Source organism: Exiguobacterium sp., from assembly GCF_020832205.1.
Classification (GTDB): Bacteria; Bacillota; Bacilli; order Exiguobacteriales; family Exiguobacteriaceae; genus Exiguobacterium.
This window is the reverse complement of record NZ_JAFIFD010000015.1, coordinates 1-13,723: the sequence shown is the minus strand read 5'-3', so window position 1 is coordinate 13,723 and position 13,723 is coordinate 1. Positions and strand designations below refer to the sequence as shown.

The following is a 13,723-nucleotide window of genomic DNA, read 5'->3' as shown; positions in this document are numbered from 1 at the left end:
AATAGTCCCGGGCCGATTTTTCAATGCTCCCTTTCGCGATTTCTACGTTCATGACATCCCCGCCCATAATTGTGCGAGATCGAGCGAGCGTCCGCACGCCCGGCGCGATTTGCGGCAATTCCCCGAAAATGAGGAATAGCGACCGCCGGACAAGACACGGCGTCCGTCGATTGTCCCGGTGACGGTAAGCCCCGAATAATAATCGAAGTCCCCGGTCTGTCCGAAGTCATACGATGCGTTCAATCCAATCGCGCGCAAATGCTCGACAGCGCGTTCGACCTCATCGATGACGGGTCGTAAACTTTCATCCGCTTCCGCCCGGAGTTCCGCCACGGCCGAATCGCCGATCAAAAATGGCAGCTTGGCGATGAGAGGATAGCGATATGTTTCCGCGAGGTCGCGCAACGACTCTAAATTCCGAAGTGCGAGATATTGGCGAAGCGTCCGTTCCGGGATACCCGCCGCCTCAGCGACTTCCGCAACGAGTGCGGCAGAGCCGACTTGAATGCGTAAGCCGTCTTGCGGCATGATCCGCTCGGTCATCTTCAAGAACGATTCAATTAATTCCGTATCATCTGACTCGCCGTCAATCCATTCGAGACCGAGCTGCAGTCGCTCGTGTGGCTGTCCCGAGTGTTTTGGAGTCCGGCGATAGACGGCCCCGGCATAAGCGACACGCATCGGTTCACTGCCGTCCGCTAGTTTTCGTGCGATTTGAAGCGTATAATCCGGTCGCATGACAAGCAACTCCCCATCGTTGCCGAACAACCGATAGTATGCTGATTCATCAAATAAAGCGAGATCTTGGTAGTGAGAATAATATTCGACGAGCGGCGGTTCGATGACGCTATATCCGTTCGTCGCGGCTTGATCGAGAAAAGACATCAGCCACCGTTTCGGGCGCAAGACGTCCTCGCCTTCTAACTCATGCCATCCTTCCGGGATGGATCCTTTTGTATTGAACCATATCATCTGTATCACCCTTTATCTTGTTATCACTTTACCAAACTAAAGTAGTGTGTTAAATTTATCAAACGAAGCCGGTGCTGTCAACCGGCGAACTCGAAAGGAAGGTTGCTCGATGATTGACTTTACCCATGATGGCCACATCCATACCCCGTTTTGTCCGCACGGGACCACCGACGCTCTAGAAGCGTATATTGAAACAGCACGTGCACGTGGCATGAAGACGCTCACATTCACCGAACACGCCCCGCTCCCGCGAGGCTTCACCGACCCGGTACCGGACCAGGATTCGGCGATGCCGCTCGACGTACTCCCTCGTTATCTTGACGCGATTCAACAGCTCAAACAGGCGTATGCCGGTGAAATCGATGTCCGCGTCGGCTTAGAAATCGATTACGTCCCCGGATTCGCCGAAGAGACGATCGCTCAATTAGAACCGTATGCCGCATCTCTTGACGAAACGATTTTATCGCAACATTTCCTTCTGATCGAAGGCGATTACTTCCCGGTCGACTTCTCACTCGAGACGTTTGACGTGCTCGTTGATCGTCTCGGCTCGTTCGAAGCTGTCATCGGACGCTACTATGAATCACTCATAACCGGACTCGCCTTCGAGTGGGAACGATTGAACGTAAAGCGGATCGGACACTTGGATTTGCCGATCAAGTATGAAAAACAATATGTATGGGAGCGGAAGCACGTCAAAGACGTCGAGACGCGTTTGTTACGAGCGATACACGACCGCGGCTTCGGACTCGACTTGAATACGGCCGGACTCCGAAAACCAGATTGTGGCGCGATTTATGCGGAAGCTGTCGCCGCGGAGGCGACAGCGCTCGGCATCCCACTCGTCCTCGGCTCCGACGCTCACTCGGCCAACGATGTCGCCAGTGACTTCATGCGTATACGAAAAAAAGCCACGTTCCGTTGAACGTGGCTTTTTTAACAGCGATCTAGCTATCTAGATCCCCATATTTGGTTGTCGATAACGATATGGCGTTCCATTTCTTCATCTATTGCTTATCTTACCATACTTGCTGTGAGTTGCAAGGGAAAAGTCAAAAAAAAGAGACGGCCTAGGCCATCCCTTTCCTCATACTGTCATTGCCGCGTACAAGTCTTTCAACTCTTTCGTTGCGGCTTCGTCCATCTGTAACGCCACGAGTTCGACGAATTGAAGCGCCGGGTCCGTGTCGCCGGACATCTTGACAATTTCTGCGGCCGCACCATCAAGTGCGAGCAAGATACCGGACACCCCGAGCGTCGGATAGTAACGGAGCAACGCCCGAACGTGCTTCATCTCCGAGACGTCGCTGCCGTTGATTTTCAACGCTTTGACCGCTAACTCTTTATGCGTCCCGATCGCAAATTTATCTTCCCACACTTCTTCGAGTGTGATCAACGCTTCGACTTCATAGGCACCATCTGTGAAACGAACTAATTTTTCCATGTTCCATATCCCCTCTCGTTTATCTACTTTCATTATAAGAGACAATGCCGACAAAAGATTGTGAAATATTGAACATTATGTGTAAACTTTGTCTCACCCGACGGACACAAATCGGCGTACGACAAAAAAAGGCCCCTCCGAGGAGGGGCGAATAATGGAAGAGTAAAACACCATTGGCAGTACATTAATAATATAACACCGAATGTAAACGTTTACAATGTGTTTTTATAACTTTTTTCAAGCGGCATATGTACGACTTCAATCCCGCTCTCTCTCATTAAATCTAAGCCGTCCCCATGTTCATAGCCGACCGCATAGACGACTCGTAAAACGCGCGCGGCAATTAAAGCGAGCGAACAGGAATGGCACGGCGAGTGTGTGACGTACGCTGTCGCTCCGAACGCGTTCGTCGAATCGGCGGCTAGTTTCCCGATCGCATTGATTTCGGCGTGAATCTCATGCTGTTTCGACCAGTTGTGGTGCTCGAACGGGTCCGTACATTTAACAAATGTCACACCATCGTGGATGACGCGTTGCGGCGTCTCGATAAGGTCGACCGCATCATCACTCACGTATTCGGCACGCTTATAAAACCCGTCTTCTCGTTTCAAGAAAATCTCGTTACAGTTCGTATGACCGGACGGTGTGCCGTTCAACCCGATGGAAATCGGTTTTTCGTCTTTCACGATGACACAAGCTACACTCTTTGAGGCACACTTTGAGTGGCGCTCGGCCATCATGTCAGCGAACTGAAGCCACGTTTCATCCCATAGTCGTTGTTTCTCCATGTGAGTCCTCCTCAAGGAAAAAGAAAGTCTGATCGCTCAGACTTCCCTTCGTCAATATCCTGTATCTTTCGGTAATTCTTTGTTTTTTGCTGCGATTTCAATGACTTTTTCTTTCAACTCATGTTCCATCCGATCGAGCTCACGCTCGGCCTCACGACGCTTCTGTTTCCCTTCTTGCTGAATGCGGAGCGTCTCGTCAAGCGTCGACAACAAGTTCTCGTGTGCGACTTTCAATGATTCGACCGAGACGATGCCTTTTTCGTTCTCTTTCGCAATCTCGATTGAAGAGTCTTTCAACATCTTCGAGTTTTGCTCGAGCAACTGGTTCGTCGTCTTCGTGACATCCTGTTGCATCCGGAGCGCCGTCTTCTGACGCGTCAAGCTGAGCGCGAGAACGACCTGGTTCTTCCAGAGCGGAATCGTATTGACGACAGCCGACTCGATTTTTTCGGCCAAGATTTGGTTGTTCTGTTGGATGACACGGATTTGCGGCGCCATTTGCAGGCTGATCGTCCGGCTCAGTTTCAAGTCGTGCAACTTCTTCTCGAACCGGTCGGCTAGTTGAATCATGTCGTTGAGTTGCTGTAGCTTCACCTGGTCTTTCGACAGCTCCACTTCTTGACGGAGCGGCGCGATCTCGTGGTCGCGGACGTGATCCAGTTTCGTCTCTCCGGCAGCGATATACACGTTCAACTCTTCAAAATAACGTTTGTTTTTGTCATACATCTGATCGAGCATCGTGATATCTTTCATGAGACCGAACTTGGCGCGGTCCAAGTTATGGATGACTTCTTCAAGATAGACGTTCATCTTCTCAAACTGGAGCTTATAGTTCTCCGCTTTCTTTTTAGCGCGGCCGATGAGCGGCAAGTTGTCGACGAAGCTCTTTTTCTCCGGTTGAAGCATGTCCGGATCCATCTTTCGGACGTTTTGCATCAAGTCGGATAACAGCTTGCCCGCGTCGCCGCCGTCTTTCATTCGGACTTCAGTCAAGATTTGGTCCGAGAATTGGGACAACTCGCGTTGTACGCTCGAGCCGAACAACATGACTGAATCCGTCTTCTTGATGTCAATCGACTCAGCGAGACGGGTAATCCGTTCACGATGTTGATCTGGGACGTCCGCCTTCACTTGGATGGCAGGCACCTCGTGCTTCGCCGTCATCGCCGACCAGTCCATCGATGGGTCTGAAATCGACTCCGTCTTCGTCTCTGTTTTCGTCTTCGTCTCCGAAGTGAGGTCTTCTTCTGGCCATGACTGCCAGTTCGTTTCATTCGATGAAGTCATGTTTTTTTCTCCCTTCTGGTTGATCTGCCAATACGCGTTCCATCATGATCAATTCCCGTTCAAAGTCGACGGCGTCATCTTCTAACAAACGGCCGCGTTGTTCTTTGAACTTGTCGACGATGAGTCGCATATTCGTGATCAGCTGCTCTCGTGTCTCTTCTTGAATGACGACACGTTTTCCTTCTAATTCTTTAAATTTCAAGACGACCGATACGAGCGAGTCCAAGTAAAACGTGAACAAGTCGCGGACGTGTTTGGCGTCTTGCGGGTTCTCGAATAGTTCGGCGAATAGGTCATGCGCTTCTTTAGAGACAGCCTTCATCTCACGCCGGACCTCGATATCTTTAATTTCGGGAAGGACACGGTCGATTTGTTGCAACTTCTCGTATCCTTGTTCGATCGTCCGTTGCAAAAATTGAAGCTCTAAGTCATCGGTCGCCTCGAACTGACGGACCGGAGCCGGTTCCTCGATTGGTTTCAAGATGCGTGACCCGACGAACGTCTCTTCTTCGTCAAGCAACAATTTTTTCTTCGCCCGCTTCGCTACAGGCGCGGGGTTTCGATTCCGTCGCTTGTTCGTCGACCACACCTCGTTCAAAACGAGCGCCCCGACAATGATGAACAGCCAAGAAAAATCAAACACACTGATGGCAAAATATAAAACTGCCCCGGTTAGGGCCCATTTCATCCATGTCTTCATTCGTTTCACCTCGTCTCGTGATACTTCTATTGTACCTTACGTCACCCATCAAAAAAAGTTTCGTCATCTTTCTAAGCTTAGCATAACGACCTGCCTCGCTCTCTCGGTCGCAAGGACGAAAAAAAAGCAAGGGGAGCACCCCTTGCTTACGTGTTGAGCCACGTCGATACCATGACGATGGCGACCGTGACCGGAATGACATAGCGAATCAAGAAACGCCATACCGGATATAGTTTCTTGCCCGTATCCGACGTTTGGATCTCTTCTTGCAAGATGCGCTGGTCGACGATATAGCCGACAAAGATGGATGTGAGCAACGCGCCCGTTGGCATCAAAATGTAGCTGACGATGTAATCCATCGAGTCGAAGAACGTCCGTCCGTTCAAGAATTGCATCTCACTCATCACACCGAAAGAAAGTGCTGACGGGATACCGACTGCGAAGACGACCGCGGCGGACAAGAGTGTCACGTTCCGTTTCGACAACGTCTGTTTCTTCTCGTTCAAGCGGTCCGTCACACCGGCGACGACGACTTCGAGCATCGCGATTGACGATGTGATCGAGGCAAACGTGAACAAGAGGAAGAACAATACCATGAAGAAGCCTCCGAGCGGCACTTGGTTGAAGACGGCCGGCAAGACGACGAACAACAAGGCCGGACCTTCCGCCGGATCAAGCCCTGACGCAAACACTGCCGGGAAAATCGCGAGACCGGCTAGGAGTGAGACTGTGATGTTCAACAAGACGATCATGTTGGCCGAACGGTTGAGCGTCCCTTTCGTCTGAATGTACGACGCATACGTGAGCATTGCCGCCACACCGAGCGAAAGCGAGAAGAATGCTTGGCCGAGTGCGAACAATACCGATTCCCCGGTGAGTGCCGAGAAGTCCGGCTGCAAGAAGAAGCGGACCCCTTCCATCGCCCCGTCTAGCGTCAATGAACGAATGACGAGCACGATGAAACTGACGAACAGAAGCGGCATCAAGATCTTGCTCATCCGCTCGATTCCGGCTTCAACACCTTTCAAGACGATCAAGAGCGTGATCAACAAGAACAAGAACTGTCCGAACACCGCGATGCCAGGCGTCGAAACGACGTCTCCGAAGACGGCACTGAATTCATCAGGCGAGCGTCCACTGAGCGTTCCGCTCAAGCCGAGACCGACGTAAATCAATACCCAACCACCGATGACGCTGTAGAATGAGAGCAATAAGAAACATGCGAGCACACCAAGGTAACCAATCAATGTCCAGCGACCGTGGCCAAGTTTTTTAAATGCGAGCAACGCCGTCCGTTGTGTCGAACGTCCAACGATGAACTCACCGATTAAAAGCGGTAATCCGAGCAAGAGCGTAAATGCCAAAAACATGAGCAAAAAGGCGCCGCCTCCACTTGTACCGGTTACGTATGGAAACTTCCATATCGCTCCGAGACCGATTGCTGACCCTGCGGCCGCTAAGATGAATCCAATTTTTGAGGCGAACGAGTTTTGCGCCATTCCTATCCCTACTTCCTGTTTTCATTTCATTTTCATAATAATAGTGAAATACTAACACGGTTCAGAATCGAGGACAACCTAAAAAAGAGAAAAGTCTGAATTCTTTTCTCTTTCTACGTATTAATGAGTCGGTACGAGGAAAGCCAGTTCGTTCGGAAGGACGTCGATGTTCAGTTCATCCGTTGTGAAATGCTCTCCATCGACATCGATGAGTTGCGGTTCGTCCAAGCGGACCGTCAAATGGCTCATTTGGAGATGGACCCATTCGTCAGACGATTGTTCGAGACCGAGTTGTTGCGCGAGCAGCTGACGAATCATCGGGAACCCGATCGCCGAACTGTGAACGACATCCACGAGGCCGTCATTGAACGATTGGGTCGGCAACTTCGTCGGAACCGTTCCTAAGTAGGCTCCGTTCCCGATATATAAAAAGCTGACCGCTCCATCATGGACGAGGTCCCCGTCCCGTTCGATGCGGACGTTGAACGGGTCAAGCTCTCGAAATTGTCGGATTGTCGCCAAAAAGTATCCGATGGAACCGAGCGTCTCTTTTTGGATCGGATCGATCTGTCTCGACGCATCAGCGATCAAACCGACACCGACAAAGTTGAGACCATAGCGTTCATTGATTCGCATGACGTCGACAGTTTCTGTATGGCTCATTTTAATGATCCGGGCTGCCTCGACCGGTTCGACCGGGAGTCCGAGGGCACGCGCGAAATCGTTGCACGTCCCCCCCCGGAATCAAGCCGATGCTCGGCCGCTCGTCTTTAGTGAGGTCCATCAAACCGTTGACGACTTCATGGAGCGTCCCATCCCCACCGATGACGAGTAGATGGTCATACGCGTCACTCGTTTGGGCGAGTCGCGCGGCATCCCCTTCTGCTAACGTCTTTTGAATGTGGATCTCATCATACAGCGATTCGACCGTGGCGACGACCTCACCGAGCATCGTCTCGGACGTTCCAGATGTCGGGTTCGAGATGATGAGTGCCTTCATAACAGTCCCGCTTCTTCTAAGAAGTCTTTCGCCACATCGTAGGCGCGTTCATTCCCGTAAGCGACGCGTCGGTTCAGCTCAGACATCTCTTCGTCCGTAATGAGACCGGCCAACTGATTGAGGGCTCCTTCAATTTCAGGATGTTCTTCGAGCGTCTCAGCTTTCAACAACGGCGCACCTTGGTAAGGCGGGAAGAATTGTTGGTCGTCCTCTAAGACGACGAGATCGTTTTCGGCGATATCCGGGTCGGTCGCATACGCATCGACGAGATTGACGTCTCCACGGGCGATGGCACGATAGCGGAGTTTTTGCTCCATCGACGTCACGGATGGGAATTCTAATCCGTACGCCTGCTGCAACCCCGGATATCCGTCTTCACGGTCGGTAAATTCAAGCGTGAACCCGGCCCGAATATCATTTTGGACGTTCCGCAAATCAGAAATCGTCGTAATGCCTTCCTCTTCCGCGTAGTCTCGCGGAATGGCGATCGCGTACGTGTTGTTGAACTGCATCGGCTCGAGCAAGACGAAACCGTCATCGGCCAACGCGTCCCGCGCCTGTTCATATACTTCTTGCGCATCGTTCGAGTTCGGTGTCTCGTCAACGAGGCTGGCGAGTACCGTCCCTGTGAATTCCGGGTAAATGTCGACGTCACCAGAGCGGAGCGCCCCCCAGACGAATGTCGTCTCGCCGAAGTTCGGTCGGACCGAAACGCTGAGGTCCGTCTCTTCTTCGATGAGCAGTTTGTACATGTTCATTAAAATCTCGGGTTCTGGCCCTAGCTTGCCAGCGACGACGAGGTCCGTCTGTTGCGTCCGGCCGAACGCGAGCGGGGCTGCGACAATCAACGCCAAGACGGTAGAAACCGCGATGAGTTTCGTTCGGTTCCGTGTCGCAGTCGCACCTTCCATTTGGCGGAGCAAGAAGTCAAATAACAGAGCAAGGATGGCAGCCGGAATCGCGCCGAGCAGGATCAAGTAATTGTCGTTCCGGTTGATTCCGAGCAAGATGAGCGTCCCTAGGCCGCCGGCTCCGACGAGAGCGGCGAGCGTCGCTGTACCGACGATGAGCACCATCGCCGTCCGGATCCCTGCCATGATGACAGGCAACGCGAGCGGGAGTTCGATTTTCATTAAACTTTGATTCGGTTTCATCCCGCAGGCACGTGCCGCTTCGAGCAATGACTTATCGACCTCGTTCAATCCCGTGAACGTGTTCCGTAAGATTGGTAGAAGGGCATATAAAACGAGAGCGATCGTCGCAGGAAGCGCTCCGATCCCAACGAGCGGAATCATAAGACCGAGCAAGGCCAAGGAAGGAATCGTCTGAATGATAGCCGTGACCCCGATTGCCGTTTCCGCGACTTTTTTGCGGCGAGTAAGCCAAATTCCGAGCGGAACCGCAATCAACACCGCGATTAAAAGTGATACGACGGAGAGCTGTAAGTGCTCGACGAGTGCTTCGACGAGCTCCCCGCGGCGATTTTGAAACGTTTCAAGCATCGACCTCACCTCTTCCGCGTTGTGTGAATTCGAGAACGAACGGGTCATCGCTCGCTCGAATCTCTGAAGGCGTCCCGACGACGACAAGCTTGCCGTCTCGCATGAGGGCGATGCGATCGCCGAGCTTCATCGCCTCTTCGATGTCGTGGGTGACGAACAAGATCGTTTTTCCGAGCTCATCGTTCAACCGCTTCACGTCGTCTTGCAATTGACCGCGACTGATCGGGTCGAGCGCTGAGAACGGTTCATCCATTAAGATGACTTCTGGGTCGGCCGCGAGTGCCCGTAACACCCCGACGCGTTGTTGTTGACCGCCAGACAATTCTGTCGGTTTCTTCTGGCGCAGGACCGGGTCGAGCCCGGCAATTTGCATCAGTTCGGTCACTCGGTCTTTCGTCTTCTGCTTCGGCCACTTTAATAAGTCCGGCACGACCGAAATGTTTTCTTCCACCGTTAAATGAGGGAATAAGGCAATCTGTTGAAGTACATATCCGATGTTTCGACGGAGTTCATAAATGTCGAACTGATAAATCTCCCGTCCGTCGATCAAGATTTTTCCGTCCGTGTGATCGATGAGACGATTGACCATTTTCATCGTCGTCGTCTTTCCACATCCGGACGGTCCGATCAATACGAAAATCTCCCCTTTTTGAACCGTCAACGTCAACTCTTTGACGGCTAACGTCCCGTCGTCGTAACGTTTGGAAACGTTTTGAAATTCAATCAACACAATCCCTCCTCAGCGCATTCCCATTATGGAAAGTCAAATAATAATTTGCCCGCTTTTTGACTTTATTAAACAACAAAAGGTTCTCCCTCTCGGAAGAACCTTGGTCAGTAGACTGTGACTTGGATATAGCGGCGGCCCCACTGAATGGCCTCTTGCTTCGTATCGACGAGCAAATCAACGATGTTTCCTTTAATGCGACCACCTGTATCGAGCGCGATCGCATCCCCGATTCCATCGAGATGGACTCTCGAACCGAGCGGGATGACGGCCGGGTCAACGGCGATGATTCGCATCCCGTTGTAAAAGATCGAGTCTGTCACGTCATGACCGGTCGCGGTCAAGACACGGCCACCGTACGTGCCGTTGTCGGCCGCATCGTTCGTATACGCCGTTGACTCGACTTGAATGACTTGTCCTGACGGTTGCGTCGATACCGGCTGAGCGACCGGGGTCGCTTCGGCACGGTGTTCCGCTTCCCGCTCTTGTTCGGCTGCAAGACGTGCGGCTTCGGCTGCTTCAGCCTTTTGCTTCGCTTCAAGTTCAGCGAGTCGTTTTGCTTCTGCTTCAGCCTGCGCTTTCTGTTCGGCTTCTTGTCGGGCTTTTTCTTCTGCCAAGCGTTTTTCTTCAGCGAGACGTTTTTGTTCTGCCTCAAGTTCAATCGCTTGTCGTTCTAATTCAAGTGGGTTTTGGACAATTTTTTGTTCCGTTCCGATCCCGATTTGAGCGGCGTCTGCTGTCGTCGTGACGACAAGAACACCGGCAAAGGTAAACAAGACGGTTAACATATATTGAATGAGTTGCTTCATAGTTAGGTAGCACCTTTCGCGTTATGTAACGAACAGGTGTTAATTTACCATGATAAAACGGCTTCGAATAGCGGTTCGCCCGAAGTGAAATATTTCTGACATATGACCGTCAATTCGGTTACAAATTGTAATATTTCAAAAAAGCGTTGCTATCACACTCTTCACGAAAAAAATTACAGACCCGTTACAACGTATCGTGTAACGAATCTGTAATCTGTTTGTCAAACTTATTCAGCTTCAATCGGACGCAATTCGTGGGCCCGAACCATTCCCCACGGAGCGACATCGACTTCAACTTCAAAGTCTTTCTCGCCTCGAATCAATTCGACTTCGCTCTCCGGAATCCGGTAGGAGCTTAAGTCGTCGATATATACTTGGCGATCAAAATAGTTTGCCCGTGTGCCACCGAAGAATGGGCGAGAGCTGACACGATCGACGGTCGCATACCCGTCTTCATCGGTCTTGAAGGTGACATACACCGTACCCGGGTCCACGTCTTGTCGGCCTTTAAACGACTCATACTCTAAATAAATTGAGTCGCTGAAGAACGGATCATACGGCTCGTAAGAGGTCGCCTTGAACGTGTATGTCTGTCCGAACCACGTCACTGCATACACGAGTACAACGAACCCGACGGCAATGAGCACTTGAACAATCGGCAACAGCCAAGGTGTCATGCGTTTCATGTCCGTACATCTCCTCTCGTCCGATTACGCCACCACAATGCAAGCGACAATGCGAATACGATGAGCGCACCAATTAAGAAGAAGAGCGAGATGTCGAGCCGATCCCACACATAGATGAAGTAAATGGTCATTTGAACGAGCAAGAAGTAAATGAACGCGAGCACAATCGGTTTACGGTTATGGTCTTGCCAAATCAGATAGCCGAGTGCCACCGCTTCTAAGAAGATGGCGAGCAAGATTCCGCTATCTTCGAACAGCGAGAACGGGACGACAGCAAGTAAGCTCACCCATACCAATTCTGGACGTCGATGCAATAAATACACGGCGACGAGCAAAGCGGACAAGACGGTCGCTTCGAGGACAGACGGTTGACGTTGTGACAACCATCCTTCCGTCGCATTGATCAAGTAACCGATCGACAACAAAGCCGCGACGAACAAGTACAAGTAGTTCCACTGGGCCCGCTCCCGATAGATGAGAAACAGAACGTGAAGGATGACGAGCGCCCAGATCGGCCAAAATCGGCCTTCATAGTTGGCGTATTGTCCAACCGTGATCAATAGTCCATAAAAACTGAACCAGGCGAAAATCCGGTCGATCTCGTTATCCACGTAATGGAACCACGCCCACGTGATGATAAAACCGAGGATGATCAATGTCAGCCCGACCCCTTGGAAACTATTCGTATTCGCTAAAAATGCGGCCAAAGCGGCGATGAACGTAAATATCGGATGTTGATAAATCAGTTTATGCAGGACGGCCACACCGAACATGAGCCAAAACAAGAGCGGAATTTGCGAGGATAAGTTATACGTGGTGAAGATGACAATCATCGTGGCGACGAAGAACACGATGCCAAGTACGCGAAACAGCGTCACGTAGCGCGGTGCCCGTGTTTGAAGTTGTTCCGCCGTCACATACATCGCTACCATAAAGATAAGGAAAATCGATACTTTGAGCAGGTCCGGAATCGCTTGCCAATTCGCGGCGACGAAACTAAACAGACTGAGCGCGAGCAGGATCGACCCGATGATCACGAGGATCGGCGGTTTGTGTTCACGTTTCTCACGCCCCGCCAATCGCTCATTCTCGTAGTCGACGAGCCGTTGACCCGTCATTTCGTCCAATAAACCCGCCTCTTTCCATTCACGTACTTTTTTGTCAATGGACACCGGAATCATCCCTTTCAGTAAAAAAGGTCAGCTGGCGCGTTCGATTAATTCCAATTCTGTTTTTAGTAAAACTTGTTTTTCAAACTCGAGCCCGAGTTGTTGAAATTCTTCCATGATGGAAACGTCTCCGATGACCGTATTCGTTAATACGGCAGTCACTTCAGCGACCCATCCTTCACGAGTAGACTTGACGATATCACCCACAGCGAATTCTACAGACACACCCATTCACTTCCAATCTTAAATTTGTTTCTATCATTATAACGAAATTATATCGGTTTGAATACGTTTTCTTTTATGTGTTTAATGAATTGTGACAATATTTTTCCAGTCAAACCCCAAATAATGTAGTCCCCGTGTTCGTAAAAAGGTTCTCTCATTTTAATTACCCGTTTTTCGTACGCTTTAGCGTTTGCCATGCGATCAAACGGGATATTTTGATCCGGATTCATCGTCCACTCCATCTCGCCGTGGAACGGGTCCAAATATAGCAACGTATCGACCGGCACGGTGAACAAGTGATCGACTTCTTCGGTCATATGCACGTCCGGTAACGTCGGAATGATGCCCACGAACGGATAGATGAGTTGCCGATGTGGCGTGGCGAGCGGTTGCAGCCGACCGATGACTTCGACCTTATCGATGTCCATCTCGAGCTCCTCGCTCGTCTCCCGCACCGCGGCCTCAACCTGGTTTTCTCCAGGGTCGACCCGCCCTCCAGGAAAGGCAATCTCTCCGGGCTGACGACGCATCGTATGGGCCCGCACTTCGAAGATGACGTGCCAAACACCTTCTCGTTCGATCAATGGGATCAATACGGCAGCGGATTGCTCGTAGTTCTCTTCCATGGAAAAGCTGTTGCGAAGCTCTGCTTCATTAATTGACGAATATTTCATTCGTTTCACCTCACTGTTCTTCTTTTCTACACTTCCACCGTTGTCTCCTCGTTTAAACGTGGCCGATGACGGAAATATCAATATTAATGATAGGAGATGGTAGATGTGGACCAACAAGTTGACGTATTGATTGTCGGTGCCGGACCGACGGGCCTCACCCTCGCCCTGACGCTCGCCCGATATGGCATCTCGTTTGAAATCGTCGATCGCAAGACGACCCCATCAAACAACTCACGTGCAA

15 protein-coding genes and 2 pseudogenes are annotated in these 13,723 nt (G+C 51.1%); 2 read left to right on the top strand and 15 right to left on the bottom strand.

The window, feature by feature from the left end:
* Positions 1 to 48 precede the first annotated feature (48 nt).
* A complete protein-coding gene (locus JJU47_RS03340; protein WP_228616186.1) occupies positions 49 to 972 on the bottom strand; it encodes an ATP phosphoribosyltransferase regulatory subunit in 924 nt (307 codons plus the stop codon).
* Positions 973 to 1,081: 109 nt separating this feature from the next.
* Between JJU47_RS03340 and hisJ the strand changes: the two genes are divergently transcribed.
* Positions 1,082 to 1,897 carry a histidinol-phosphatase HisJ gene (gene hisJ, locus JJU47_RS03335; RefSeq protein WP_228616184.1) on the top strand — a complete coding sequence of 272 codons (816 nt, stop codon included), beginning with the start codon at positions 1,082 to 1,084 and terminating at the stop codon, positions 1,895 to 1,897.
* A 162-nt stretch (positions 1,898 to 2,059) separates the two neighbouring features.
* Here the strand turns inward: hisJ and JJU47_RS03330 are convergent, their stop codons facing one another.
* From JJU47_RS03330 to JJU47_RS03265, 14 genes and pseudogenes are all read right to left on the bottom strand, one after another.
* Complete coding sequence (locus JJU47_RS03330; RefSeq protein WP_228616182.1) at positions 2,060 to 2,416, bottom strand: hypothetical protein; 357 nt, start codon at positions 2,414 to 2,416, stop codon at positions 2,060 to 2,062.
* A gap of 212 nt (positions 2,417 to 2,628) precedes the next feature.
* Positions 2,629 to 3,204 (bottom strand): deoxycytidylate deaminase, encoded by a 576-nt coding sequence (locus JJU47_RS03325; protein ID WP_228616180.1) that lies wholly within the window; start codon positions 3,202 to 3,204, stop codon positions 2,629 to 2,631.
* Positions 3,205 to 3,255: 51 nt separating this feature from the next.
* Positions 3,256 to 4,491, bottom strand: coding sequence for a toxic anion resistance protein (locus tag JJU47_RS03320; RefSeq protein ID WP_228616178.1), 1,236 nt, complete (start codon positions 4,489 to 4,491; stop codon positions 3,256 to 3,258).
* On the bottom strand, positions 4,475 to 5,191 hold the full coding sequence (locus tag JJU47_RS03315; protein WP_228616176.1) for a 5-bromo-4-chloroindolyl phosphate hydrolysis family protein: 717 nt from the start codon (positions 5,189 to 5,191) through the stop codon (positions 4,475 to 4,477). Before JJU47_RS03315 ends, JJU47_RS03320 begins: the two co-directional genes overlap by 17 nt.
* 146 nt (positions 5,192 to 5,337) lie before the next feature.
* A complete protein-coding gene (locus tag JJU47_RS03310) occupies positions 5,338 to 6,690 on the bottom strand; it encodes a sodium-dependent transporter (RefSeq protein ID WP_228616175.1) in 1,353 nt (450 codons plus the stop codon).
* A gap of 120 nt (positions 6,691 to 6,810) precedes the next feature.
* The gene (locus JJU47_RS03305) at positions 6,811 to 7,353 is read right to left on the bottom strand and encodes a diacylglycerol/lipid kinase family protein (protein WP_300997425.1); all 543 of its coding nucleotides are present in this window, start codon (positions 7,351 to 7,353) and stop codon (positions 6,811 to 6,813) included.
* 136 nt (positions 7,354 to 7,489) lie between these two features.
* Positions 7,490 to 7,642 (bottom strand): annotated as a pseudogene (locus JJU47_RS14580) (diacylglycerol kinase family protein); the annotation flags it as partial.
* A gap of 44 nt (positions 7,643 to 7,686) precedes the next feature.
* Positions 7,687 to 9,192 carry an ABC transporter permease/substrate-binding protein gene (locus tag JJU47_RS03295; protein ID WP_228616171.1) on the bottom strand — a complete coding sequence of 502 codons (1,506 nt, stop codon included), beginning with the start codon at positions 9,190 to 9,192 and terminating at the stop codon, positions 7,687 to 7,689.
* 10 nt (positions 9,193 to 9,202) lie between these two features.
* Positions 9,203 to 9,919: pseudogene (locus JJU47_RS03290) on the bottom strand (ABC transporter ATP-binding protein); the annotation flags it as partial.
* Positions 9,920 to 10,026: 107 nt separating this feature from the next.
* Positions 10,027 to 10,728 (bottom strand): 3D domain-containing protein, encoded by a 702-nt coding sequence (locus JJU47_RS03285; protein WP_228616169.1) that lies wholly within the window; start codon positions 10,726 to 10,728, stop codon positions 10,027 to 10,029.
* A gap of 227 nt (positions 10,729 to 10,955) precedes the next feature.
* Positions 10,956 to 11,414, bottom strand: a complete 459-nt coding sequence (locus JJU47_RS03280; RefSeq protein ID WP_228616167.1) for a GDYXXLXY domain-containing protein — start codon at positions 11,412 to 11,414, stop codon at positions 10,956 to 10,958.
* Complete coding sequence (locus tag JJU47_RS03275) at positions 11,411 to 12,532, bottom strand: DUF2157 domain-containing protein (RefSeq protein ID WP_300997426.1); 1,122 nt, start codon at positions 12,530 to 12,532, stop codon at positions 11,411 to 11,413. Before JJU47_RS03275 ends, JJU47_RS03280 begins: the two co-directional genes overlap by 4 nt.
* 81 nt (positions 12,533 to 12,613) lie before the next feature.
* Complete coding sequence (locus JJU47_RS03270) at positions 12,614 to 12,814, bottom strand: DUF2187 family protein (RefSeq protein ID WP_024370223.1); 201 nt, start codon at positions 12,812 to 12,814, stop codon at positions 12,614 to 12,616.
* A 41-nt stretch (positions 12,815 to 12,855) separates the two neighbouring features.
* Positions 12,856 to 13,482, bottom strand: coding sequence for an NUDIX hydrolase (locus JJU47_RS03265; RefSeq protein WP_228616164.1), 627 nt, complete (start codon positions 13,480 to 13,482; stop codon positions 12,856 to 12,858).
* Between the two features lie 96 nt (positions 13,483 to 13,578).
* On the opposite strand from JJU47_RS03265, the gene JJU47_RS03260 reads away from it, so the two are divergent.
* The coding region (locus JJU47_RS03260) for an FAD-dependent monooxygenase (RefSeq protein ID WP_228616188.1) at positions 13,579 to 13,723 on the top strand (145 nt) is incomplete at its 3' end.

Bases quoted from the DNA above. Each gene is read 5' to 3' on its own strand.
- JJU47_RS03340 (WP_228616186.1), bottom strand. From the start codon at position 972: ATGATATGGTTCAATACAAAAGGATCCATCCCGGAAGGATGGCATGAG.
- hisJ (WP_228616184.1), top strand. From the start codon at position 1,082: ATGATTGACTTTACCCATGATGGCCACATCCATACCCCGTTTTGTCCG.
- JJU47_RS03330 (WP_228616182.1), bottom strand. From the start codon at position 2,416: ATGGAAAAATTAGTTCGTTTCACAGATGGTGCCTATGAAGTCGAAGCG.
- JJU47_RS03325 (WP_228616180.1), bottom strand. From the start codon at position 3,204: ATGGAGAAACAACGACTATGGGATGAAACGTGGCTTCAGTTCGCTGAC.
- JJU47_RS03320 (WP_228616178.1), bottom strand. From the start codon at position 4,491: ATGACTTCATCGAATGAAACGAACTGGCAGTCATGGCCAGAAGAAGAC.
- JJU47_RS03315 (WP_228616176.1), bottom strand. From the start codon at position 5,191: ATGAAGACATGGATGAAATGGGCCCTAACCGGGGCAGTTTTATATTTT.
- JJU47_RS03310 (WP_228616175.1), bottom strand. From the start codon at position 6,690: ATGGCGCAAAACTCGTTCGCCTCAAAAATTGGATTCATCTTAGCGGCC.
- JJU47_RS03305 (WP_300997425.1), bottom strand. From the start codon at position 7,353: ATGAGCCATACAGAAACTGTCGACGTCATGCGAATCAATGAACGCTAT.
- JJU47_RS03295 (WP_228616171.1), bottom strand. From the start codon at position 9,192: ATGCTTGAAACGTTTCAAAATCGCCGCGGGGAGCTCGTCGAAGCACTC.
- JJU47_RS03285 (WP_228616169.1), bottom strand. From the start codon at position 10,728: ATGAAGCAACTCATTCAATATATGTTAACCGTCTTGTTTACCTTTGCC.
- JJU47_RS03280 (WP_228616167.1), bottom strand. From the start codon at position 11,414: ATGAAACGCATGACACCTTGGCTGTTGCCGATTGTTCAAGTGCTCATT.
- JJU47_RS03275 (WP_300997426.1), bottom strand. From the start codon at position 12,532: ATGACGGGTCAACGGCTCGTCGACTACGAGAATGAGCGATTGGCGGGG.
- JJU47_RS03270 (WP_024370223.1), bottom strand. From the start codon at position 12,814: ATGGGTGTGTCTGTAGAATTCGCTGTGGGTGATATCGTCAAGTCTACT.
- JJU47_RS03265 (WP_228616164.1), bottom strand. From the start codon at position 13,482: ATGAAATATTCGTCAATTAATGAAGCAGAGCTTCGCAACAGCTTTTCC.